General features: G+C 39.9%; 13 protein-coding genes. 6 read left to right on the forward strand and 7 right to left on the reverse strand.

What is annotated here, in order from left to right; translation table 11 throughout:
• Positions 1-24: 24 nt before the first annotated feature.
• Complete coding sequence (locus JET18_RS18415; RefSeq protein ID WP_202093505.1) at positions 25-852, forward strand: ion transporter; 828 nt, start codon at positions 25-27, stop codon at positions 850-852.
• A 46-nt stretch (positions 853-898) separates the two neighbouring features.
• Positions 899-1,057: a hypothetical protein gene (locus JET18_RS18420; protein WP_162265933.1), complete on the forward strand. Its 159-nt coding sequence runs from the start codon at positions 899-901 to the stop codon at positions 1,055-1,057.
• Positions 1,058-1,154: 97 nt separating this feature from the next.
• Here JET18_RS18420 and JET18_RS18425 read toward each other — a convergent pair whose 3' ends face one another.
• The 5 genes from JET18_RS18425 to dnaE all read right to left on the reverse strand — a co-directional run bounded on the left by JET18_RS18425 (position 1,155) and on the right by dnaE (position 14,582).
• Positions 1,155-2,738, reverse strand: a complete 1,584-nt coding sequence (locus JET18_RS18425) for a GEVED domain-containing protein (protein ID WP_202093507.1) — start codon at positions 2,736-2,738, stop codon at positions 1,155-1,157.
• A gap of 115 nt (positions 2,739-2,853) precedes the next feature.
• The gene (locus tag JET18_RS18430) at positions 2,854-4,161 is read right to left on the reverse strand and encodes a T9SS type A sorting domain-containing protein (RefSeq protein WP_202093509.1); all 1,308 of its coding nucleotides are present in this window, start codon (positions 4,159-4,161) and stop codon (positions 2,854-2,856) included.
• Between the two features lie 292 nt (positions 4,162-4,453).
• Positions 4,454-5,938, reverse strand: a complete 1,485-nt coding sequence (locus JET18_RS18435) for a T9SS-dependent choice-of-anchor J family protein (protein WP_202093511.1) — start codon at positions 5,936-5,938, stop codon at positions 4,454-4,456.
• A gap of 294 nt (positions 5,939-6,232) precedes the next feature.
• Positions 6,233-9,589, reverse strand: a complete 3,357-nt coding sequence (locus JET18_RS18440) for a fibronectin type III domain-containing protein (protein WP_202093513.1) — start codon at positions 9,587-9,589, stop codon at positions 6,233-6,235.
• A 331-nt stretch (positions 9,590-9,920) separates the two neighbouring features.
• Positions 9,921-14,582 carry a DNA polymerase III subunit alpha gene (gene dnaE / locus JET18_RS18445; protein ID WP_202093514.1) on the reverse strand — a complete coding sequence of 1,554 codons (4,662 nt, stop codon included), beginning with the start codon at positions 14,580-14,582 and terminating at the stop codon, positions 9,921-9,923.
• A gap of 375 nt (positions 14,583-14,957) precedes the next feature.
• Here dnaE and JET18_RS18450 point away from each other — a divergent pair, with 375 nt between their 5' ends.
• The 3 genes from JET18_RS18450 (at position 14,958) to JET18_RS18460 (ending at position 20,511) form a co-directional block, all read left to right on the forward strand.
• On the forward strand, positions 14,958-17,084 hold the full coding sequence (locus tag JET18_RS18450; protein ID WP_202093516.1) for a S8 family peptidase: 2,127 nt from the start codon (positions 14,958-14,960) through the stop codon (positions 17,082-17,084).
• A gap of 199 nt (positions 17,085-17,283) precedes the next feature.
• Entirely contained in the window at positions 17,284-19,356 is a 2,073-nt protein-coding gene (locus tag JET18_RS18455; protein WP_202093518.1) for an alpha-ketoacid dehydrogenase subunit alpha/beta, read from the forward strand.
• A gap of 129 nt (positions 19,357-19,485) precedes the next feature.
• Positions 19,486-20,511: a bestrophin family protein gene (locus tag JET18_RS18460; protein WP_202093520.1), complete on the forward strand. Its 1,026-nt coding sequence runs from the start codon at positions 19,486-19,488 to the stop codon at positions 20,509-20,511.
• 1 nt (position 20,512) lies between these two features.
• Here JET18_RS18460 and JET18_RS18465 read toward each other — a convergent pair whose 3' ends face one another.
• Positions 20,513-20,971, reverse strand: coding sequence for an Lrp/AsnC family transcriptional regulator (locus JET18_RS18465; protein WP_202093521.1), 459 nt, complete (start codon positions 20,969-20,971; stop codon positions 20,513-20,515).
• Between the two features lie 158 nt (positions 20,972-21,129).
• On the opposite strand from JET18_RS18465, the gene JET18_RS18470 reads away from it, so the two are divergent.
• Positions 21,130-22,356: an aminotransferase class I/II-fold pyridoxal phosphate-dependent enzyme gene (locus tag JET18_RS18470; protein WP_202093522.1), complete on the forward strand. Its 1,227-nt coding sequence runs from the start codon at positions 21,130-21,132 to the stop codon at positions 22,354-22,356.
• A 602-nt stretch (positions 22,357-22,958) separates the two neighbouring features.
• Here the strand turns inward: JET18_RS18470 and JET18_RS18475 are convergent.
• Positions 22,959-23,963 (reverse strand): glycosyltransferase, encoded by a 1,005-nt coding sequence (locus tag JET18_RS18475; protein ID WP_202093523.1) that lies wholly within the window; start codon positions 23,961-23,963, stop codon positions 22,959-22,961.
• Positions 23,964-23,985 lie beyond the last annotated feature (22 nt).

Below are 23,985 nucleotides of genomic sequence, written 5' to 3' on the forward strand. Positions count from 1 at the left end.
TGTTAATTTTAAAAAACATTAAAAATGGAAAGAGAACATAATCTTGTTCCCGAAGACAAGCTTTGGAAAAGATTTCTTTACAGGATTATCTACCGTGCCGACACGAAACTCGGAAAGTTATTTGACATTATTTTATTATCACTGATCCTGATAAGCACAGCCATTATCATGATGGAAAGTGTTGCTCAACTGGATAAACGGTTCCATAAAACATTCATCATCCTGGAATGGGTCATTTCTATATTTTTCACGATTGAATACTGGCTGCGGATCAGTGTCGTTAAAAATAAGAAACATTATATTTTCAGCTTTTTCGGGATTATAGATTTTCTTGCGCTGGTTCCTTTTTATCTGAGTTTTTTCTTTCCTGTCACCAAGTATTTCCTGATCTTCAGAATGCTGAGAATGCTGAGAATCTTCAGGATATTCAATCTTCTTGATTTTATGAATGACGGTTACCTTATCGTCCGTGCCTTAAAGAACAGCTCCAGAAAAATCTATATTTTCCTGTTATTCCTTATCATTTTTTCAGTGATCGTAGGTTCTCTGATGTTTATGGTGGAAGGCGGAAGACCCGGCTTTGAAACCATTCCGCAGTCTATCTACTGGGCCGTCGTTACAGTAACTACGGTAGGTTATGGGGATGTTTCGCCTATTACTCCAATGGGTAAGTTTTTTGCCGTTATTTTAATGCTTGCAGGTTACTCCATTATTGCGGTTCCCACCGGAATTGTAACAGCTGAAATGCGGAACAAAAGACAGAACCTGGAAAAGATCTGCGACCAGTGCGGTAATGAAGATATAGATGATGATGCGAGATACTGTAAACAATGTGGCAAGAAATTAGCTTAGTATCTGGTATTGATATTTAATCTATTAACCAAATACCACAAAAATCATGGAACCACAAAAGAAAAATAAACCGAACAGTCTGGTCATTATCCTTTTTGCTTTAATTGTATTAATGATCATTATCTATTTTATACTGGTGATGTTCTTCCCTGCTGTCTTTGAGAGTATGAATACGGGAGATATTCAGCCAGTGCCGAATAAGTGATAAGTGATAAGTGAAAAATGATGAGTGATGAGTGATGAGTAACATAAAAAAAGACGGCTGGTGCCGTCTTTTTTCAATATGATACTGTTGTTATTCTTTATTTCTTGATCGCTTTGATCATTTGTTTTGAACCGTCTTTCATGTTTAAGGTAAGGAAATACAATCCCTGTTTCAGATCTCCCAAGTGAAGGGATGAAGAAGGATTATCAATGGTTTTCACCAATCTTCCTGATACATCGGATACTGAAACAGATTTTACAAGATCTGCTTTGGAAATATTCAGTACATCAGTGAAAGGGTTTGGATAAGCCTTAATGACGTCTTTCGCTTTGGTCACTTCTGATGTTGCCAATTGTGCTGATTCTACTTTAAAATTATCAACAAAGAAATCGTAATCTTCAGAATCATTTACTGTTCCGTCCGAAGCAAAAAATGCAAATACGGTATTCGCTCCTGTATAATTTGCCAAATCAAAAGAATAGGTCGTGGAAGTATTGGTTGGTGTATTGGCTGCATCCCATGTCTGCAGAACAGTCCATGTAGCTCCGCCGTCACCTGATACCAGGAACTGCACCACATCATCCGATCCCATAGCTGAAGGCGTAACATCAAAAAATTCTGTAACTCCATAGTCAAATTTCACTCTGTATCCTCCTGCTGACAGATTGAAAGGAACGGTTTTCAGCCATGCTGCCGTATCATCGGAATAAAGGTTGATTTTTGCAGCGTTGTTCCCATCGCCTGCATTCAGGAAGTCTCCGTCAAACCATGACTCATCTGTTCCGGTAGGTCCTGTTGTGGCATCACCGCCTGAAGCCTGCTCCCAGCAGCTTCCCGGGAATGTTGCAAAATCATTGGTATACGTTGTTGTAGGAGTTACAGCAGCGCACTCAGTCGTAAATGATGTTCCTACAGACCATCCGCTTTTATCTGTAGCAGTACATACAGATCTTACCCATACATAATAAGTGGTTGCCGGGGTAAGCGAGGATAATGGCACTGATAAGGCATTTGCTCCTACACTTCCTGTAGCTGCAGTAGCACTTGTAGGTGCTGTATTTGATGGATCATAATAATAGTCGTAACCTACTCCCACCGCGCTGGTAGATGCAGTCCAGGAAACAGTCGCAGAATTGGATGTAACCAAACTTGATGATAAGTTACCCGGTGCCAGACAGCTTGGAACAGCTCCGATAACCACCGTATAATCATGTGCTTCTCCATACCCTGTTGTATTACATGGTTCAGGATCGCTCAGGAAACGGTCTGCTATCCTCATTCTATACGTTCCCGGTGTTGCAGTGGCAGGAATTGTGATCACACCGTCAGTAAATAAATTACTTCCACTGGAAGCCTCACCTACCAGCTCCGGAGCTGTATCATCAAAAGTTCCGTTGTTATCAAAATCTATCCAGACCCTTACGACTTGGTCTTCATATCCATGGGTAACAGAAAAGGAATAATTAACACCTGCATTCATGTTGATGGTCTGGCTGGTATAATCTCCATACGCCGACTGGCTGCACCCTGTATCCAGATGACTGAATCCGGCGGATGGGATCGTAAAACTGTCGATCATATCTCCGCCATCACATCCTTCATCAAATTCAGGGATGCAATAAGTCTGTCCAAAGGCAAATGCGCTAATCATTAATAAATTCACAAGTAAAATCTTTCTCATATATATTTTTTTTATGGTTAAAACAAATTTAATGAAAAAAACATAATTACAATTTTTTTATCATGAAAAAAGAGACGGCTTTTTGGCCGTCTCTGATAAATATATTCACTAATGATTATTTTTTAATTGCTTTGATGGTCTGTTTAGATCCGTCTTTCAGGTGAAGAGTTACCAGATAAATTCCCTGTTTCAGGTCTTCTAAGTGAAGTACTGATGAAGGATTATCAATGGTTTTCAAAACAATTCCATCAGAATTGACAATAGATACCGACTTTACTTTGGAAATATTAGAAATATCAAGAATATCTGTAAAAGGATTCGGATATCCTTTAAAACTATCTTCTTTTTCAATACGGGATGTATTCAACGGAATACAATTCTGTGCAACAGAAAGCTTATAATTCCCAAACTGTGCATTAAAGCTTGTCAACAAAATATAGTATGTGGTACCAGCTGTTGCATTAAATGTATAGGCCGGGAAGGAAGACGTATTGTAATCACCTTCACATCCATCTTCTGCAGCCCCAATACATCTAAGAGCAGAACAGCTTCCAGAATATATTCTAAGGTATGCATCAAACTCGGTACCACAGGCACTCACTGTAATTGTTCCTGTAGTCTGAGCTTTCACTGTATACCATACTCCTCTTGAAATTGCATTAGGAGCAACCTCTCCGCAAATATCACCTGTAAGGACTTCTCTGTTTGCCAGAGCATTATTACCTTCTACGGTACCTGCGCATGGTATTGCTATAGCACCAGAACATGTATCATTGGAAGGTATCACAGGCGTTGTGATACAAATCTGAAAATTAGAGCTTACGGAAGGATAATCTATTGTTGAATATACCCTTACATAATATAGTTCTCCAACGGTAAGATTTTGTACCAGCACATTGGAGTTTCCGTAGGCTCCAAAATCACAAACAATAGAAGTCAAGTTTCCGCAAGACCCTGAGTAAACCTGCGTGCTGGTTTCGGCCCCCGTATAATTTACATTAACTATATGCGCATCAGCTGTGGCGGTAAATGAATACCAAACGTCATCATCTGCCTCACCTGTATGACATGGCGGAGGTGCATCATTACTTGGGGTTGCCCCATTAGTAGAACCGTTTATCGGATTTGTACATACAGCCGTATTGCTTACAGACAGTGAAACTGCATTGACACAGTTATCATTCTCCGGTACCGAAGCTTTTGTAACTAAATAACGGGCGGGCTGATTACATTGGATTGCAGCTACATTTATTCCTGATTGTACTAAAGCAGAAAAATGTGGTCTGGCCACCCAACTATTAACATCCCCTCCGTCTATAACATTTCTGCTTCTGGGAAACATCGTTCCGGAGTCCAAATTCTCTGCTCCATATCCAAAAATAAAAACAGGAAAAATTAAAAGTAAAAAAAACATTTTTTTCATATTGTGAAATTTTAAAATTACCTCATAAACTTATCAATTAAATTTAATAATTTAATAAAAACACAATAATTAAGCACAATTAAACATTTAAATAATTGTATTTTACCAAATTTATATCATTCAATTATTTTATTAACTATTAACTTATAATAGCAAAAAAAACAAAATAGCTTAATTAGGTTTTTGATGTCATTTTATCTCCCATTTTGGACATAATAATTTATAAATGGATAGATCAAAAAAACAGCAGTCTTCCGGCTGCTGTTTTATATTATATAGTCAAAAAAAAATATTATTTCTTAATGGCTTTGATGGTCTGTTTAGATCCGTCTTTCAGGTGAAGAGTTACCAGATAAACTCCCTGTTTCAGGTCTTCTAAGTGAAGTACTGATGAAGGATTATCAATGGTTTTCACTAGTCTTCCTGCAGCATCAAGTACAGATACTGATTTCACTTTAGAAATATCTGAAATAGACAGAACATCTGTAAAAGGATTCGGATAGGCTTTGATGTCATTTTTAGCTGCTGAAACTTCTGACGTTGCCAGCAGAGAGGAATCGTAAGCAGAAATCTGGAATTCTCCGTCTACACCAGTTCCTAACGAATACCTCCAAACACTGAAGTAAATTGTAGAGCCTGGTGTTTGACCGGTTAAAGCAATTTTAGAGTAATTGCCATCACCATTATCATCATCACAAGCTAAATCCACCAATGCTCCGCAATTTCCTGTATAAGCAGATAAGACAGAATCTATAAACCCTGATCCGGTAACCGCCTTCGTTTCTACGGTTACAGATCCGGATGCAGGAACTACCACTGAATACCAAACATTATCAGCCCTGTTTGACTGACAGGTTGTTGTACCATCGGTAATACCACCTACATTTGTTCCAATAATATCATTTGCTGCGAAATTTCCTCCAACTGTTAAAGCTATGGCTCCTGAACAATTATCATTAGCAGGAGCAGCCAATGTTGTAAATGAAATTTCAGAACATCCTACAGCATCACCAATGGCATTATATGGTATCACTGTGGCATAATATGTTGTCTGAGGACTGAGGCTGCCCGGAATATTATAGGTGTTCACATTTCCTGCATCGGTATTATTTACAATATCAGTGCCTCCGGTCGCAGTACCCACTTTAATTTTATATCCTGTAGCTTCTGATACCAGATTCCAGTTCAGGATGCCGTCTGCATTTACTCCTGTAGCCCCATTTGCCGGCAAAGTAAATGTTGTACAAGCAGGTGCGGTGGTAGGAGGTGTATCTACAACAAAATTATCTGCAAAAAGATAAAACTGATCTGTATCCGTTGCATGAATTGCTACATACACCGTTTGTCCCACGTATGCAGATAAACTAATTGTTTTTTGTGTCCATGTACCCGAAGCCTTTGACGTAGCCTGAATCACTGTGGAAAAAGCTGCTTGTGTCTGGTCTGTTGTTGAAAGCAGGACTTCATAATTTTCCAGAGCGAATGTATATCCTGATTTTATATAGAAAGAAAATCTGTCACTAATCCCTGCCTGAACATTGATAGCTTTTGTAATCAAATAATCATCATGAGCTGTAGAATTATATTTAATTCCCGCTACGTTTGTACCGGACTGTGCTGTTCCTATATTCGGCACACGAATATCCCAGCCATTACTGCCGCCGCCGTTAATGACAGCCCAACCTGTGGGAAGTGTCGTTCCGGAATCAAAATTTTCTGTCCACTGTCCAAAGATAAAAACAGGAAACATTGTCATAAAAAATAAGAGTTTTTTCATATCCTAAGAGTTTAAAATTAATAATGGTAATGTATCAAATATTTCATCATTAGAGCAATAAATCAATCAATTACATAAAAAACAAACACTTCATTTATTTCTTATTATTAATAATGGAATCCTGTTTCATATTTTAACAATTATCTATAATTCACCATATGAAATTTATTTTTAAAATAATCCCCTATCTAAATTTTCCGCCCATTTATACAAGACAGCTTCAACAAAAGATCTTCATCAAAAAAAACAGCAGCCTTCCGGCTGCTGTTCTATATCACATGGTCAATAAAAATATTATTTTTTAATGGCCTTAATGGTCTGTTTAGATCCGTCTTTCAGATTAAGCGTCACAAGATACATACCTTGTTTCAGGTCTCCTAACTGAAGCGCTGACGAAGGATTATCAATAGTTTTCACTACTCTTCCTGCAAGATCCACGATAGATACTGATTTTACTTTTGAAATATCAGAAATATTCAGGACATCTGCGAAAGGATTCGGATAAGCTTTAAGATCATTTTTAGCTGCTGAAACTTCAGAAGTTGCCAGCAGAGATGCGTCGTAAGCAGAAACCTTGAACTGCCCGTCTGTTCCACCTCCTGCGTTGGAATATCTCCACACACTTACATAAAGTGTTGCACCAGGCGTCTGCCCTGTAAGAGAAACTTTTGAGAAGTTACCATTACCGGAATCATCATCGCAAGAAATAGAAGTCGTACTGTTACAGTCTGCAAATACTGACATCACTGTATCGGTCAATGCTGTACCTGTAGTTGTATCTGTTTCAACGGTAACACTTCCTGAAGCAGGAACCACTACTTTATACCAGACATTTCCTGCAACATTCGTTGTCGTTGTAAGACAGCTGGCTGTTAATGCAGGTGTATTTGTAGAACCTGCCGTAGTTCCTGTTACCGCATTTTGTGCAAATGTACCTCCTACTACCAAATCCACGGCAGAAGCACAGTTATCATTGGCAGGCGGACTTGCCAGCGTTGTGAAAGATCCCGAAACCCATGCACTTTCCATACCTGCACACATAGATCTTACCCAGTAGTAATAGGTAGTTTGAGGCTGTAAAGGACCAAGGTTCTGAGTCATAGCCGCAGTAGATGTTCCGGAAGCAGGAGCCGTATTAGTTGTTGAATAATAATACTGATATCCATTCGCCGGAGCAGCTGATGGAGCAACCCATGAAATTGTAGCTGAAGCATCTGTTACCGCTGAGTGACTTAAACTTCCAGGAGTATCACAAGCCGGAATTGCTTCTACTGCAAAATTATCTACAAAGAAATCATAATCAGGGGCATCATTAACTGCACCGTCACTTCCGTATATTGCAAATACTGTATTCGTTCCTAAAAAGTTACTTAAGTCAAAAGTATAGGTATTTGAAGTATTGTTAGGGGCATTGGCTGCGTTCCAGGTGTTTAATACTTCCCATGTGGTTCCGCCATCTACAGAAACAAGGAACTGCACTATATCGTCAGAACCCATAACACTGGTTGTTGTAACGTCATAACCGGTTACTCCATAGTTAAACTTCACTCTGTATCCTCCTGCAGACAGATTAAAGGCAGGAGATTTTAACCATCCGTTTCTTCCTGTAGAATAAAGGTTCATTCTGGCAGCTCCTGAAGATCCCACGTTAAGGAAACCATCATTAACCCAGTAATTCGTAGTACCTGTACCAGGACCGGTAGCAGGTGTTCCGCCATTGGCCAGAGACCAGCATGATCCAGGGAATGAAGCAAAATCATTAGTATAAACCGGCGTGATCACACCACAAATGGTGGTAAAACTTCTCACTGTACATGACGTAGAAGTTACTCCGGCGTTATAAGAGTTTATGGTATAATAGTAAGTTGTAGAGGTGTTAAGTGCTGTAGGCAGCGTATACGTTGTAACGTTACCAAGGTCTACATTATTTAAAATATCCGTACCTCCTGATGTAGTTCCGATAGTCAGTCTGTATCCTGTGGCATCAGCATTTGCAGCCCATGTAAATGTAGGCGTCAAAGAAACTCCGGATGCAGAAGCAGCAGGCGCTGAAACTACCGGACAGAATGCTTTGGTGGTAAAGGATGGCCCGGCAATCCAGATACTTTGATCCGTAGTGCTGCAACGGGATCTTACCCAAACATAATACGTGGTAAGCGGATTCAGGTTGATCAGGGTATTGGTTGTTCCTGTAGCACCTATTACATTAGGTGTACTTCCGCTGGTAGGAGCGGTATTGGTTGTACTGTAATAAATATCATAAGAAGGTGCAGGGGTAGCAATAGTCCAGCTTACAGATTCTGTAGTAGCTGTTGAAGTCCCTACAGTAACTGTATCCGGCATTAAGCAGGTAACAGCACTGATACTTACATTATCAATATAAATATCATCACTTCCGTTATCACCTGTTGCCAGGAATCTCACTATTGCAGTGGCACTGCTGGTTCCCAGATCAACATATTTGCTTGACCATGATGCTGAAACACCATAAGTAGAGCCTACAGCATTGAATGTTGTTCCACCATCCGTGGAAACCTGTATTTTCAGGTTATCCGTTCCGGTTGGGTTAATATAATCAAAACTTAATATTCTGCTTCCGGCACCGGCGGATAAATCAATGTATAAATCCATATACCCTGAAGCATTTACTGTATTGTACGCGTGAAATCTTGCCGTAGGAGCCACAGCAGGTGCAGCAACAGTAGCGGTACCACTTGTACTGGTCCATCCGGACACACTTGAAAATCCGGAAGTGGAATTATCACTTGCTCTCCAGGAGTTATCCCCTCTTGAAGGCCATGTTCTCCAATTGGCAGCATTCGGAAGATCGCCTGTTGAATTTCCGTTTGCCCATGATCCGAAAGATTCGGTGAAAGGCAATGTGGCATAGGTTGCTGGTGCAGCAATCCATGTTCCCGGAGTATAGGTAAAAGTAAGACCGGAAGCAGGAACTGTAGTTCCGTTGCTTGTCCCTAAAGTACAGCTGGAAGTATTGGATGTTCCGATAGCGGTAGCGGTCCAGTCTGATCCCGTTCTGTTGTTAACATCAGAGCTTTCGGCACCCCGTATCCCCACCTGTCCAGTTATTGTCGCAGTTCCAGAAACACAATTTCCATATACGATATCCACTGTATTGGATGTTAGATCAAGCTGTATTTGAAAGTTAAGCAACTGGGCAGCTGCAGCAGAGTTCCCCTGCAGATCCGTAAACTGAACAATAAATTTGGAGCCTACGGTTTCATAGGAAATTTCAGACGTTGTAGTACTTGCATGTCTTAGGTTAACAGCAAATCCTGCAAAAGAACCTTCAAACGGCGTAGTGGTATCCGTAGAAAGACCACTGTAAGTACCTGCTAAAGCGGGAGTACCAAGCGTTACAAAACCATTATTGCTGATGTAAACGCTGGAATAGGATTTACCATTGTATTTAAAAACCGACGGTAAATTAATAGCTGCCGATACAGCATCTGTTCCCAGAGTTGCACCGGATTGCCAGATGGTACGACCTGCTGACAGCGGAGTGTAGGTTCCGCTGCTCTGCGTAAACCCGTACCCATTGTTGGTATTGGGGTTTGCTGCCTGTGGCGGACCTACCTGTGCATAAGCCGCCATACTCATGGAAGCCAGACACGTTAGTAGAAGTTTTTTCATATGTAGTAAAAATAAAATTAGAGGGTAAAAGTAAACAAATATTCCCTCTAAATTCTAAAATTATCATAAAATATTAGTGAAATATTCTTAAAATAATTACTTTATTGCCTAAAATTAAACATATATTTAATTTTAATGTTAAATAATCAACCCTGATAAAAACACAACACCACTGATTAACAACAACTTAAATTAAATTTTAAAGTCACAAATAATGGAAAAATTTCTATTTAACATAAAAAAATATTTAAAATTTTCACCAAATAACGATATATTATTAATAAAAAAAGCGGCAAAAAATGCCGCTTTTTTATAAGATATTTCACAAATCCTAGTTCAAATAAAACTCATATTTGTTAAGGAGCTGAATCTGCTTGATCAGATCACCGTTCAGATCCACGGAATGTTTCATAGATTGCACTTCAATATGGGAATCATCATCAATATTTTTAATAAAGAATTTAAGCTTCTGGTTTCCTTTATTCCTGTCGAGAACCGTTCTGAAAAACTCAAGGTCTTCCGTACGCACATCCATCACATCCATCACCAGGGAAATGCTTTTGGCAAATCTCTCAAAAGCTTCCTGAAGTTCAATCACATCGTTCACATTCACGAAAACCCTTCCATCCTTCACCTGTGCAAATTTTATTTTAAAAATCACAAACCTCTGAACCTCCAGCTTTTCCTTCAGACGCATATAATCCCGGTCTCCCAACCTGAAAGAATACGACCCGGAATAATCTTCAAGGGTAACAAAAGCTACCTTTTCACCACTTCTGAAGCCATCCTGAACCCTGTATTCCGTAATCAGCCCGGCCACTGTATATTCTTTTCCGGCGCCGCCATTTTCGCGCTCCTTCTGCATGGTTTTCCAGTCTTTCTTCTTTTCCTCAAACAGTTCTTCCTGTTTATTGGAGAAAGCCTGTTCTTTATAAGCATCCACCTCATCAAGGTTTAAAAAGAGGAAATTACCTTTCGGTTCTGCTTTTTTCATCACTTCCTCTATTACTTCCTCTTCACCGATGGACAGATCATCAGAAATAATTTCCGTAAGGTCTACCGTTTCATCCTGGGTATCCGTTTCTAAAATAGGCACTTCATCTGTTACCGTTTTTTCTTCTCCTTCTTTTTCCAGTACACTTTTTTTGGAAAGCTGTCCCTGCATAAACTGGAACTGATATTTGAATTCATCCAGCGGATGCGCAGAAAGATAGAATCCGATGATTTCTTTTTCTTTATTAAGCTTGTGCATATTCGGCCATTCCGGGCAAGGCAGCAGTTTGGGCTGCTCGATCTGTACCTCATCGGCAAAATCAGCAAAAAGAGAATGTTCCATTTCATTCTTGCTTTCCTGGAAACTCTGTCCGTATCTGATCAACCGTTCAAGGTTAGTTTTCCCTGCCATATCAATATCGAAATACTGGCCTCTGTGGTAAGAACCCAGTTCATCGAAAGCACCTGCCAGCACTAAGCTTTCTGCCACTCTTTTATTCATCTGGGAAGGAAGAATCCTTTCAAAGAAATCATAGATATTTTTGAATCTTCCATTGGCTCTTTCTCTTGTAATAGCCTCACTCGGTCCTTCTCCGATTCCTTTAATCGCACCCAGTCCAAAACGGATCTGTCCTTTTTCGTTTACAGAGAATTTATACTGGGATTCATTCACATCCGGACCTAAAACATCCACCCCGATACTTTTACAGTCTTCCATGAACATCGTAATAGAATCGGTATTGTTAATGTTATTACTCATCACACTCGCCATATATTCTGCCGGAAAATTCGCTTTCAGATAGGCTGTATGATAAGCAATCAAAGCATAACAGGTAGAGTGGGACTTGTTGAAGGCATATTCTGCGAACGCTTTCCAGTCATTCCAGATTTTGTTTAAACGGTCTTCATCCAGATTGTTTTTCTTTCCGCCCTCAATGAATTTAGGGTACATTTTATTCAGAACGTCAATCTGCTTTTTACCCATCGCCTTTCTCAGCGTATCCGCCTCACCTTTGGTAAAATCGGCCAGTTTCTGGGATAAAAGCATTACCTGCTCCTGGTATACGGTAATTCCGTAGGTTTCTTTTAAATATTCTTCAGTTTCCGGTAAATCGTAAACAATTTCTTCGATTCCGTGCTTTCTGTTGATAAAGTTCGGGATATATTTAATCGGGCCCGGACGGTATAAAGCATTCATGGCAATAAGGTCGGCAAAAACCGTAGGCTTAAGCTCTCTCATGTACTTCTGCATTCCCGGACTTTCATACTGGAAAATCCCGATGGTTCTTCCTTCTTTAAATAACTGGTAGGTTTTGGCGTCGTCAAGCGGAATCTCGTCCGGATCAAGATCGATATTATGTCTCTGCTTAACCAGTTTCATCGCATCTTTAATAATCGTAAGGGTTCTCAGTCCCAGGAAGTCCATTTTCAGAAGTCCTGCACTTTCCGCTACCGAGTTATCGAACTGGGAAACCAAGATATCGGCATCTTTCGCTGCAATCGTTATCGGAACAAGATTACTCACATCTTCAGGCGTAATGATCACCCCGCAGGCATGAATTCCCGTGTTCCTGATACAGCCTTCCATTTTCTTCGCACTCGCCAGTACATCGAAACGCGGATCCTCAGGATTATCGAGCACCATCCTCATTTCATCTACCAGCATCTGCTCTTCAGGCTTCAGCTTGTCGTATTTTGCCAAAGCTTTGGCAATATTCATTCCCGGGCTGGCCGGGATCAGTTTTGCAATATTGTTCGTGTCAGGAATCGGAAGATCCAATACCCTTCCGGCATCCTTGATGGCTGATTTCCCTCCCAGAACCGAGTAAGTAATGATCTGCGCTACCTGGCTCTGGCCGTATTTTTCAATTACCCATTTAATAATCCTATCCCTTCCTTCATCATCAAAGTCAATATCAATATCAGGCATGGAAACCCTCTCCGGATTCAGGAATCTCTCAAAAAGGAGATCATATTTAATTGGGTCTACATTGGTAATCCCGATGGTATAGGCTACCGCAGAACCTGCTGCAGATCCCCTTCCCGGTCCTACCCAAACGCCCATATTCCGGGCTTCATTACAGAAATCCTGTACAATAAGGAAGTATCCCGGGTATCCGGTATTGGCGATTACATCAAGCTCAAAGTCCAGACGTTCTTTGATTTCTTCTGTAATTTCAGTATATCTTTTTCTCGCTCCTTCATAGGTAAGATGGGTCAGGTAGGCCATCTCCCCTCTTTTACCCCCATCCACAGCATCTTCCGGACGGATAAATTCTTCAGGAATATCAAATTTTGGAAGAAGAACATCCCTTTTTAAGGTATAAGGACTGAATTTTGCGAGGAATTCATCATAAGCCTCAAAAGCATCCGGATAAGCCAGAAACGCTTCTTTGATCTCTTCACTGTTTTTTATATAATATTCTCCCGTGGTAAGCCCTCTTCGTTTTCCGAATCCCTTTCCTACTGGGGTATTTAGTTTTTCACCGTCTTTGATGCAGCTTACAATATCCTGGATATTGGCATCATCGCTGTGGGTATAAAATGTTTCGTTCTGGGCCAGAATTTTGGTGTTGTATTTATCTGCCAGATAGAGTAAAACTTCATTCAAATGCTCTTCCTCGGGAAGTTTATGATTCTGAAGCTGTACATAGAAATCATCCCCGAATGTTTCTTTCCACCATTTGAAAAGCTCTTCCCCTTTCTGCTCTCCCGTATTAAGGATCGCATCAGGAATATCACCTAAAATTCCGGAGGTTACGGCAATCAATCCTTCTTTGTATTCAGCAATTAATTCCCTGCTGATCCTCGGCACTCCAAAATAGAATCCTTTCAAAAATCCTATACTGGAAAGTTTGGCGAGGTTTTTATAGCCGTTAAAATCTTTGGCCAAAAGAACCATCTGCGTTCTTCTGTCCGGATCATCTTTGGTAAACTGCTTCTGCTCGTATCGTTCTGAAATATAAAATTCACAGCCTACAACAGGGATAAGCGGCGTTGAAACGGGTTCTGCTTCTGTAAATTCTGTTCCATTCTCTTCCGCTTCCTGCTTTTTCGCAAGGAATTCCTTATGTTTTTTTGAACGGTCTGAATTCGCGGATTCTACAGCTGAAACAAATTTGAAAGCTCCCATCATATTTCCGATATCCACCATTCCTACGGCAGGAAAGTTATCATCGGCAGCTTTTTTTATAAGATCATTGATGCTGGAAGTGGCCATCAAGGTGGAGAAAACACTGTGGCTGTTGAAATTGAAATATTTTCCGATATCAATCTCGTCAATACTTCCAAAATCCTGCTGTTTTTTCTTATTATTGAAATCTGCAACCTGTCTTCGGATCACAATATCAAACGCCTGTATCGGGTCCGGATAAAGTGTTTTGAAATAGGTCAGCTGATCTTCAGAGATCTTCAGTACTTCGGCAGGAATTACGCCTATCCTCATCATTTCGAAGAAAACCCGGGCTGTTGCATTTACGTCGGCAGCAGCGTTGTGAGCTTCATCAAATTTATGTCCATAGAGTTTTTCATATAACTCTTCAAGCTTTGGAGACTTGTATCTTCCGCCTCTTCCGCCTCCAAGTTTACAGTAATCTGTCCCTAAAACCATGGTATCGGCTTTGGGCTTTTTCTGAAGATTGTCCTCTATATTTTTTCTGAAAAATTCTGCTCCTACAATATTATAATCGAATTCCACGTTGTGTCCGGAGACTACTCTTACCCTGTCCAGCGCTTTTGAGAACTCTTCCAGGATTTCCTGCAGGTCACGTCCTTCTTCATTGGCGATCTTGGTGGTAATTCCGTGAATTCTTGCGGCATTGAAGGGAATATCATACCCTTCAGGTTTTATAATATAATCCTGGTTTTCAATTAATTTCCCATCATCATCGTGGATCTGCCATGCAATCTGAACCATTCTTGGCCAGTTGTCAGAGTCTGAAAGCGGAGCATTGAAATTCTTGGGTAAACCGGTTGTTTCTGTGTCAAAAATTAAGTACATATAATTTTCTAACTTTTTTAAAAAAGAGAATGTAAAGTTACTCCATTTTTTTCAAAAATTCAGCAGGAAAAACATCAAAGAACAGGAATAGATTTTTCACAATAAAACAAAATATTCTTATGAAAACAATCTATTTTACACTGATAATAAAATATAATTCACAATAAAAAACAGTTTATTCAGGCGAACTAAACATAATATTAATTTTTTCTGTAGAATAAAAAAACGCAATACTTTTTATTTTATAAAAAATATTCATCAATAGATAAAAATTAATTCAAAATTTAAACCAAACAATTCATTTACAACCACTTAAGTTAAAAACAATAACCTTTATTTATATATTTACATCATATTATAATTATATAAACTGTTATGAGAAAAATTTTTATCCCGGTCTGCACTTTGGCCGTTATAACTTTAAGTGCACAAAATAATAATGAAAGTTTAAAAAGAGAATTCTCCAGGCAGAATACTGAGAACAATGAAAGATTTGATGCTTATGCAGCCAAACTTTATGGAACTGAAAGAAATCCTGACGTTGCAAAGAAAATTGAAGAACAGCGGGCCAACCTGGCAGGATTTTCACTAAACGGAAACCCTTATTTCCATCAGTCAGAAGATATTAACCAGATTAAAAATTCTAATTCTGATTTTCTTCAGAACGGTACCATTAATGGACTGAATGGCTCTTTTAACGGTGAAAACATTAAGTTCACCGTGTTTGATGGCGGAAGAATATTTGGTGGGCATAGCCTTTTCAACAATGCTCCCAACAGAATAACGAATATGGAAGCCAGCACAATGAATTACAGTGCTCATGCAACCAACGTTGGGGGATTTATTGGAGCTAAGCCTGCTAGTCTTTCCGGCGGCGGCAATACCTATAACCCTAAAGGAATAGCGATGAATTCCACGATGGATTCTTATTCATTTCAAACCACCACACTACCCGGAAATGCCAGTACCAGTACAGTATTTCAAAAAATACTGACCGCACAGCCAAAAATATCCAACCATTCTTACGGAACCAATCAGGGATGGACGGACAGCGATCCGAATCAGCCCAATGGATTGGTGTGGAACGGGAATTATGAAGCCGGAGGTACGAACATCTATGATCTTCAGGGAACTTATTATTCTAATGATCAAAATTATGATCAGATTGTTTATAACAATCCGTCCTATATTATTGTAAAGTCCTCAGGAAACTATTTTGGAATGGGACCTACTGGCAATAATACTCCAAAATACTATAAGAATTTTTCAGTAACACCAACCCAATATGTACAGTTTACAGCCAATGCGGCCAACCTTCCGCCCAACAACTGCTCTTTAGGATATGACTGTATCGGCCCCGGTTCATTAGCAAAAAACATTATCGTGGTGGGTGCATCAGATATAATCACAGCCAACGACGGAAGATATACCGCAGCGGCAGATGTTGTCCGTTCCAGTTACAGCAGCGCAGGACCAAGGGATGATGGTGGGATTAAACCTGATATTACAACCGTGGGAACCAATGTTGCCAGTGGTTCTACCGTTGAGGATACAACAGGAAGCAGTACTTATATTGTAGGCAGCGGTACCTCTTACTCCGCACCGGTAGTTACCGGAATTATCGGATTGTGGACTCAGATTAATAAGCAATTGTTTAATAATGCAGAATTTAATGCGTCATCAGCCAAAGTATTAACGATCCACTCTGCATCTGAAGCAGGAAACGTGGGCCCGGATCCTTGGCATGGCTGGGGATTCATCAATGCTAAAAAAGGAGCCGAACTGCTTGTTGCAAAATCCAACAATACCATCATATTTAAAGATGAAGTACTTAACAGCGGAACCGCGAACCGTAAAACCGTAACGGCTTCCGGCAGCGAGCCTCTTAAAGTAACCATTTCATGGATTGATCCTGAATACAAACTTCCGGCAGCAGCTACTTTAACAGTTGCAGATGTTTACAACAACAGGGCTTCCAGGCTTGTTAATGATCTAGACTTAAGAATCATAGATACTACTGATAATACAATTTATTATCCATGGAAACTGAACGCCAACAGCCCGATGACGCCAGCTACAAAGGCTGACAACACGGTAGACAATGTAGAGCAGGTGGTAATTGATGCTCCGGTTGCAGGAAGAAACTACAGAATAGAAATTACAAACAAAGGAAATCTTGTGAATAATGCGGGTGTGAACGCTCCTCAAAATTATTCCATTCTGGTTAGCGGTTACAGCAATGAAGTGCTTGCCACCCAGGAAACGAAGGCAGCGTCAACAATTACGATTGCCCCTACCCTTACGAAGGATATTGTTAAGATATTAAATGCACCTCGCAAGGCTGCTTTCAGTGTGTATGACCTTTCAGGTAAAAAATTACAGAGCGGAACAACCAATGGTGATACTGAATCTTTAGACCTTTCAGCATTCACTAAAGGTATTTATATCATTGAAGTAAAAACTGAAAAAGAAACAGTTTCCAAAAAAGTTATTAAAGAATAGTCAATTAATTCTTTATTCATTCCAGCCGTTTTCATATGTTGAAAGCGGCTTTTTTGTATAGGTAAACTATGATAAAGAACACAGCCTGAAAGCACTGATTATTTAAAAATCTGTCACATAATAAATCCTTTCGTACAACAATCTCAAGAAAACACTAACACTTGTTCGTATTTTGTTTTTTTGTGTATATTTGCTTCCTATGGAAAATACACTTCACGAAAAAGTTTCTCAGGATATTTTGCTTAAGGCGTACAATCATATGATGCTGGCCAAAGCCATGGCGGATATCTATGAAGAAAACAGAAATATCTGTAAATATGTTCATAGTACCTCAAGAGGCCATGAAGCCATTCAGCTGGCAACTGCTTATCAGCTGAAAAAAGAAGACTGGGTATCTCCTTATTACCGTGATGAAAGTATTCTGCTAGGAATAGGTTTTGAACCTTATCAGCTTATGCTGCAGCTTCTGGCAAAGGCAGAAGATCCTTTTTCAGGAGGAAGATCCTATTACTCCCACCCATCAAGCAGAGATGAAAACAAACCGAAAATCATCCATCAGAGTTCTGCAACAGGAATGCAGACGATCCCTACTACAGGGGTTGCGCAAGGTATAAAATATATCCAGGATTTTGATTTACAGCAATTCGAAAATAATCCTGTTGTGGTTTGCAGCCTTGGAGACAACTCGGTAACGGAAGGTGAAGTAAGTGAGGCTTTGCAGTTTGCAGCCCTTCATCAGCTTCCTATTATATTCCTTGTACAGGATAATGAATGGGGAATTTCTGTGACCAAAGAGGAAGCAAGAACATGTGACGCCTACGATTTCGTGGCAGGATTTACCGGCCTTAGCAGAATGCGTGTAGACGGAACTGATTTTGTGGAAAGTTTCGAAGCTATGAAAAAGGCTGTTGATTTTGTGAGAAACGAAAGAAAGCCTTTGGTCGTTTGTGCTAAAACGGTTCTTATCGGGCATCACACTTCCGGGGTAAGAAGAGAATTTTATAGAGACGAAGAAGATTTAACAAAACATAGAGCTAAAGATCCGGGTGAAATCCTTAGAAAACAGCTTCTGGAATCAGGAGTTGATGAAGATCTTTTGAAACAGATCACTAAAAAAGCCCGTCTTGAAGCAGAAGAAGCTTTTGAAAAAGCTAAAAACGCAGAAGATCCGAAGCCTGAAACAGTAATGCAGCACGTTTTCGCTCCCACTCCGATTACTGAGGAAACGGGAACACGTGAACCTGCGGGCGGAGAAAAAATCGTTATGGTGGATGCTGCTATCCACGCCGTACAGGAGCTGATGTGGAAACATCCTGAAGCACTTCTTTACGGACAGGATGTAGGAGAAAGAATCGGGGGCGTTTTCAGAGAGACCGTTACTTTAGGGAAAAAATTCGGAAGCAAAAGAGTATTCAATACAGCAATTCAGGAAGCCTATATCATCGGGTCTACTGCAGGAATGAGCGCGGTAGGATTAAAGCCTATTGTAGAAGTTCAGTTTGCAGATTATATTTATCCGGGGATCAACCAGCTTATCACTGAAATTTCAAAATCAAGTTATTTAAGTCAGGGAAAATTTCCTGTAAGCAATATTATCCGTGTACCGATTGGTGCTTACGGCGGCGGCGGGCCTTACCACAGTGGAAGTGTTGAAAGTATTTTGGCCAATATTAAAGGAATCAAGATCGCTTACCCAAGCAACGCTGCCGATTTCAAAGGCTTATTAAAAGCAGCTTATTACGACCCGAATCCGGTAATCATGCTGGAGCACAAAGGTTTATACTGGAGCAAAGTTCCGGGAACTGAAGATGCCAAGACGATTGAGCCGGCAGAAGACTATATCCTTCCGTTCGGAAAAGGAAGAGTGATCATTGAAGCTGATCAGAATGAAACCGAAAAAGGAAGAACTTTATTGGTGGTTACTTACGGAATGGGCGTTTACTGGGCAAAAGAGGCTGTAAAGAACTTTAACGGAAGAGTTGAAGTAATTGACCTGAGAACCATTATTCCTCTTGATGAAGAACTGGTATTCGAAAGAGTAAAAGCCCACGGAAAATGTATCGTTCTTACGGAAGAGCAGCTGAACAATTCATTTGCCGAAGCATTTGCACACCGTATCTCGAAAAACTGTTTCAAATATCTGGATGCTCCTGTAGAAACCATAGGATCTCTGGATGTTCCGGCGGTTCCTATCAATCTGGTACTGGAAAAAGAAATGCTTCCCAATGCTGAAAAATTAAGCAGAAAGATTGAAGAAATGCTGAAAAATTAATCAACCCATATTAATTATATGAAACCTCTAATTTTCTTAGAGGTTTTTTTATTACATTTATTAAACGAAAGGAATACCTTGTTTTGGTATTTCTTTTGCTTATATGCACACCAAACTTGATGAAACAATATGATCACCACCAAATATTTTAATTACAAACAGGTTCTCAATCTCGCAGGCGGACATATTATCTGGCTTACAGCATGGTGCAGCTTAGTGGCAGCACTTTTCTATTTTTTTAAGTGGAAGTGGATGATCATTCCCTGGGTGCCCGTAGCCCTGATCGGTACTGCGGAAGCCTTTTATGTAGGTTTTAAAAACAACCAGGCTTATGACAGATTGTGGGAAGCCCGTAAAATCTGGGGTGGCATTGTGAATTCCAGCCGGTCTTTTGTCTCTATGCTGTATGCATTCAATACCAATGGTGAAGGCAATAGCGAAACGGAAACGATAAAGAAGAAAATCGCCTACAGGCATATTGCGTGGCTGTATACTTTCCGTGAGCAGCTTCTGGTTCCTACGGAATGGGAGCATATGTCGCAGAAAAGACATTTCGGGGATATCAATATCAAAAGACACAGACTGATCAAGGCCGGATTTCCGGATTACGGGAGAACTCCCATTTTCCTTCATAAATATCTTTCTGAACAAGAACTGGAATTACAGTCAGAATATAAGAATTTTGCCACTTACCTGATTTCAAAACAGGCCAAAGAGGTCAATGACCTGAAAAACTTCGGGGATATTTCAGATTTTAATCAAATGCAGCTGCAGGAAGCACTGAATCTTTTTTACGACTATCAGGGACAGGCGGAAAGAATTAAAAAATTCCCTTCACCGCGACAGTTTGCCAGTACTGCCTTTATCTTCAATGTGATTTTCATTATGCTTCTTCCGCTGGGGCTTGTCAATGAATTTGCCAAGCTCGGAAACTGGGGAATATTAATAAGTGTTCCTTTCTGCGTCATCATCGGATGGATCTATATTGTCATGGAATTAGTCGGTGATTATTCCGAAAACCCGTTTGAAGGAATGATGTTTGACATTCCCATGCTTTCCATCTGCCGGACCATCGAAATTGATGTCCTTCAAATGATCGGGGAACATGATGATCTTCCTGAGCCTATTGCTTCCAAGAACGGAGTCCTCGTATAATTTACAGCACGATAGCCGTTGTATTTTTCACTTCAGAGATCATAAAAGAGCTGTGCGTACTTGCTATGTGCTGAAGGGCCGTTAATTTGGTCAGCATAAAATTACGGTAATCCTCCATGTCTTTCACGCCTATTTTAAGAATGTAGTCGTAATCTCCGCTTACATGGAAACATTCCGTGACCTCCTGAAGATTCATAACTTCTCTTTCAAACTGCAGAACAAATTCTTTTTTGTGCTGGGTGAGTTTTATATGGCAAAGAACAATAAAATCCCTGCTGATTTTATGCCGGTCCAGTAAGGCTACATATTTTGAGATCACCCCAAGATTTTCAAGCTTTTTGATCCGTTCATAAACAGCCGTTACGGACAAACCAAGCTTGTAAGACAGTTCTTTGGTGGTCTGCTTACAGTCTTCCTGAAGGAACAGCAGCAATTTTTTATCGGTTTCATCAAAATTCATAGATAATTTTTTGGATAAAGTTTAACAAATTCAAATATAATAAACATATTTTCTATATAAAATAAAAAATATAGATTTATATTCTACATATTTAAATATATCTTGTAATTATTATGAAAACAGAGCATATTTAGGCCAACAAATAAAACCTAAAGCTTATGGAAAATTTTAATGCAGCCAACGAGATCCAGGATCTGCAATATTTTGGTGAATTCGGAGGCGTAAATCCATCGATTTCTGACAGCTCCACCTATACCTTCCTTTCGGCAAAAACAATGTTCGACACCTTTGAAGGAAACGCTGAAGGATGTTATTTATATTCAAGACATTCATCCCCGATGAACCTGTATCTTGCACAGGCACTGGCTAAAATGGAAAACACAGAGGCAGCCAACGTTACGGCATCCGGAATGGGCGCCATTACTTCTGTCCTCATGCAGGTTTGCAAAAGCGGAGACCATATTATTTCCAGCAGAACCATCTACGGCGGAACCTATGCTTTCCTTAAAAATTTCCTGCCTCCTTTTAAAATCGATACCACTTTTGTAGATATCAGCAATTTTGAGTCTGTAGAAAACGCTATAACGCCCAACACTAAAGTAATCTACTGCGAAAGTGTAAGCAACCCGCTTCTTGAAGTGGCAGACCTTAGAAAACTTTCTGAAATCTGTAAAAAGCACAACCTGAAACTGATCGTAGACAATACCTTCTCTCCTCTTTCTGTTTCTCCAACGCTATTGGGAGCAGACATCGTGATCCACAGTTTAACGAAGTTCATCAACGGAAGCAGCGATACGGTAGGCGGTGTATATTGTGGAAGCCAGGAATTCATTAATGACACGAAAAATGTCAATAACGGAGCCTGTATGCTTCTGGGACCAACCATGGACAGTTTCCGTTCTGCAAGCATCCTGAAAAACTTAAGAACCCTTCATATCAGAATGAAACAGCACAGCCACAATGCCTTGTATCTTGCTGAACGATTTGAAAAAGACGGGTTGAAAGTATCTTATCCGGGACTGAAATCCCACAAAGACCATGAGCTGCTGAAAAGCATGATGCATGAGGAATACGGATTCGGAGGACTGCTGACGGTAGATGCCGGCACTACAGACAAAGCCAATGAGCTGATGGAAATGATGCAGCAGGAAAACCTGGGGTATCTGGCAGTAAGCTTAGGATTCTATAAAACTTTATTTTCATGCTCGGGAAGTTCCACCTCATCGGAGATTCCGGAGGAAGAGCGTGAAGCCATGGGCATATCGGACGGACTGATCAGATTCTCTATCGGACTTGATCATGATATTGCCAGAACTTATGAAAAAATGCGGGAATGCATGCTGAAAACAGGCGTTCTCAACCATGAAACTATATTCATATCTTAATTTATTGTTATAAAAGCTGTTGGAACTTCCGGCAGCTTTTATTTTTGTGCTTAAAGCCTGTTTTAATTTATATTTTTAAGATATGATACAAAATCCAGGGCTCCACAAAAATTTTGCATTGTTAAACACAAATAGCATAAATATTTTACGCTAACGACACAAGTATCTCATACACAGAAGGTTCTTTATTTATTTAATGTCCTTTTGTCTTGAAACAAAAGAACGAAAAATTCAAGGCTGGAATCTTTCGCTAAAAATAAATTTTGTTCTCTAAAAATTCTAAACTTGCGCGAATTCAATATGGGCTACTCGATTCAAAACTAGTTTCGCGCTTCGAACAGAAGAATTTTTTTAACGTTCACAATATTTATTTTTTTAACGCTACAGCTTCCGAGGCCACTATCACAGCCTGCAATACAAAAAATGTTTTTTATTTAAATAGTCAGACACGAATTTATCCAGCTGCTTCATCGGATCAATTGAAAATTGATCACACCTTTACAGGCTTAACATATAACGTATGATAATTAAACTTTGCGTTAAATTGAACCACTCCTTATTTCACTCTAATTCTTTTAAGCCTAAATCAATTAAAGAAGTTTCTATTTTATATGAAAATGTTTCGGGAATGCGTCTTCCGGTTTCATTCTGAGGATATTCAGGAGTACCCATGATTTGAGGAAACCATATCCATACGAGAACATCTGGATATAGGTTGAGATAACCGCCATTCCGGCAATACTGATGTTTTTGGTTACGATCATAGCATGGAATAATACCAGAAATGTGTACAGTCCATAGAACGCGAGAATAATTCCTCTTCCTAGCACAAAATATTCAATAAATCCTAAGATATAGCCCAGCATAAAAAGTGTGGGAAATGCAAATGAGATCTTTACATAATTGGGATGCCTCTGATTCAGAATAGGTCTTGCACATCCGAACTGATACACCTGTTTGGAAAATTTACCCAGGTCTACCCTTCTCTTATGGTACACTGCAATATCATCGAAAAATGCTGTTGTAAAACCGTTTTCCCAAAGTGTCATGGACAGATCCGGATCTTCCCCGATCCTCATTTCAGAAAAACCGCCTACTTTTTCAAAGACTTCTTTTCTGACACCCATATTGAAGCTTCTCGGCTGGAATCTGGATACCGCTTTTTTACTTCCTCTGATTCCTCCGGTGGTAAACACTGAAGTCATGGAGTAAGAAATCGCCTTCTGCATCAGATTGAAACCTTTGTGGGCCTTATCCGCTCCTCCGAAAGCATCACAGGGAATGGTTTCTATATCTTTTTTAATATTTTCGATATAGTCTTTTTCTACGATCACATCGCTGTCTACAAAAAGCAGCCATTCATTCTGAGCTCTTTTGGCACCGTAATTCCTTGTAAGACCCGGTCCTGAGTTATCTTTTCTGAAATACTTAATGTTTAACAGCTCGTCAAAATTCTGAATGGTAGGTTTAAGGTCAATAAGAGAGCCGTCGTCCACAATAATCACTTCAAAGTCTTTGTCCGTCTGAAATGTCAGCGAATTCAGGAGTTCAAAAAGCTCGTCTTTTCGGTTGAAAATAGCAACAACAATGGAAATGGTAGGTCTCAAATTGAAAATTTTTCAAAATTAC

This window comes from Chryseobacterium endalhagicum, from assembly GCF_016745235.1.
GTDB lineage: Bacteria > Bacteroidota > Bacteroidia > Flavobacteriales > Weeksellaceae > Chryseobacterium > Chryseobacterium endalhagicum.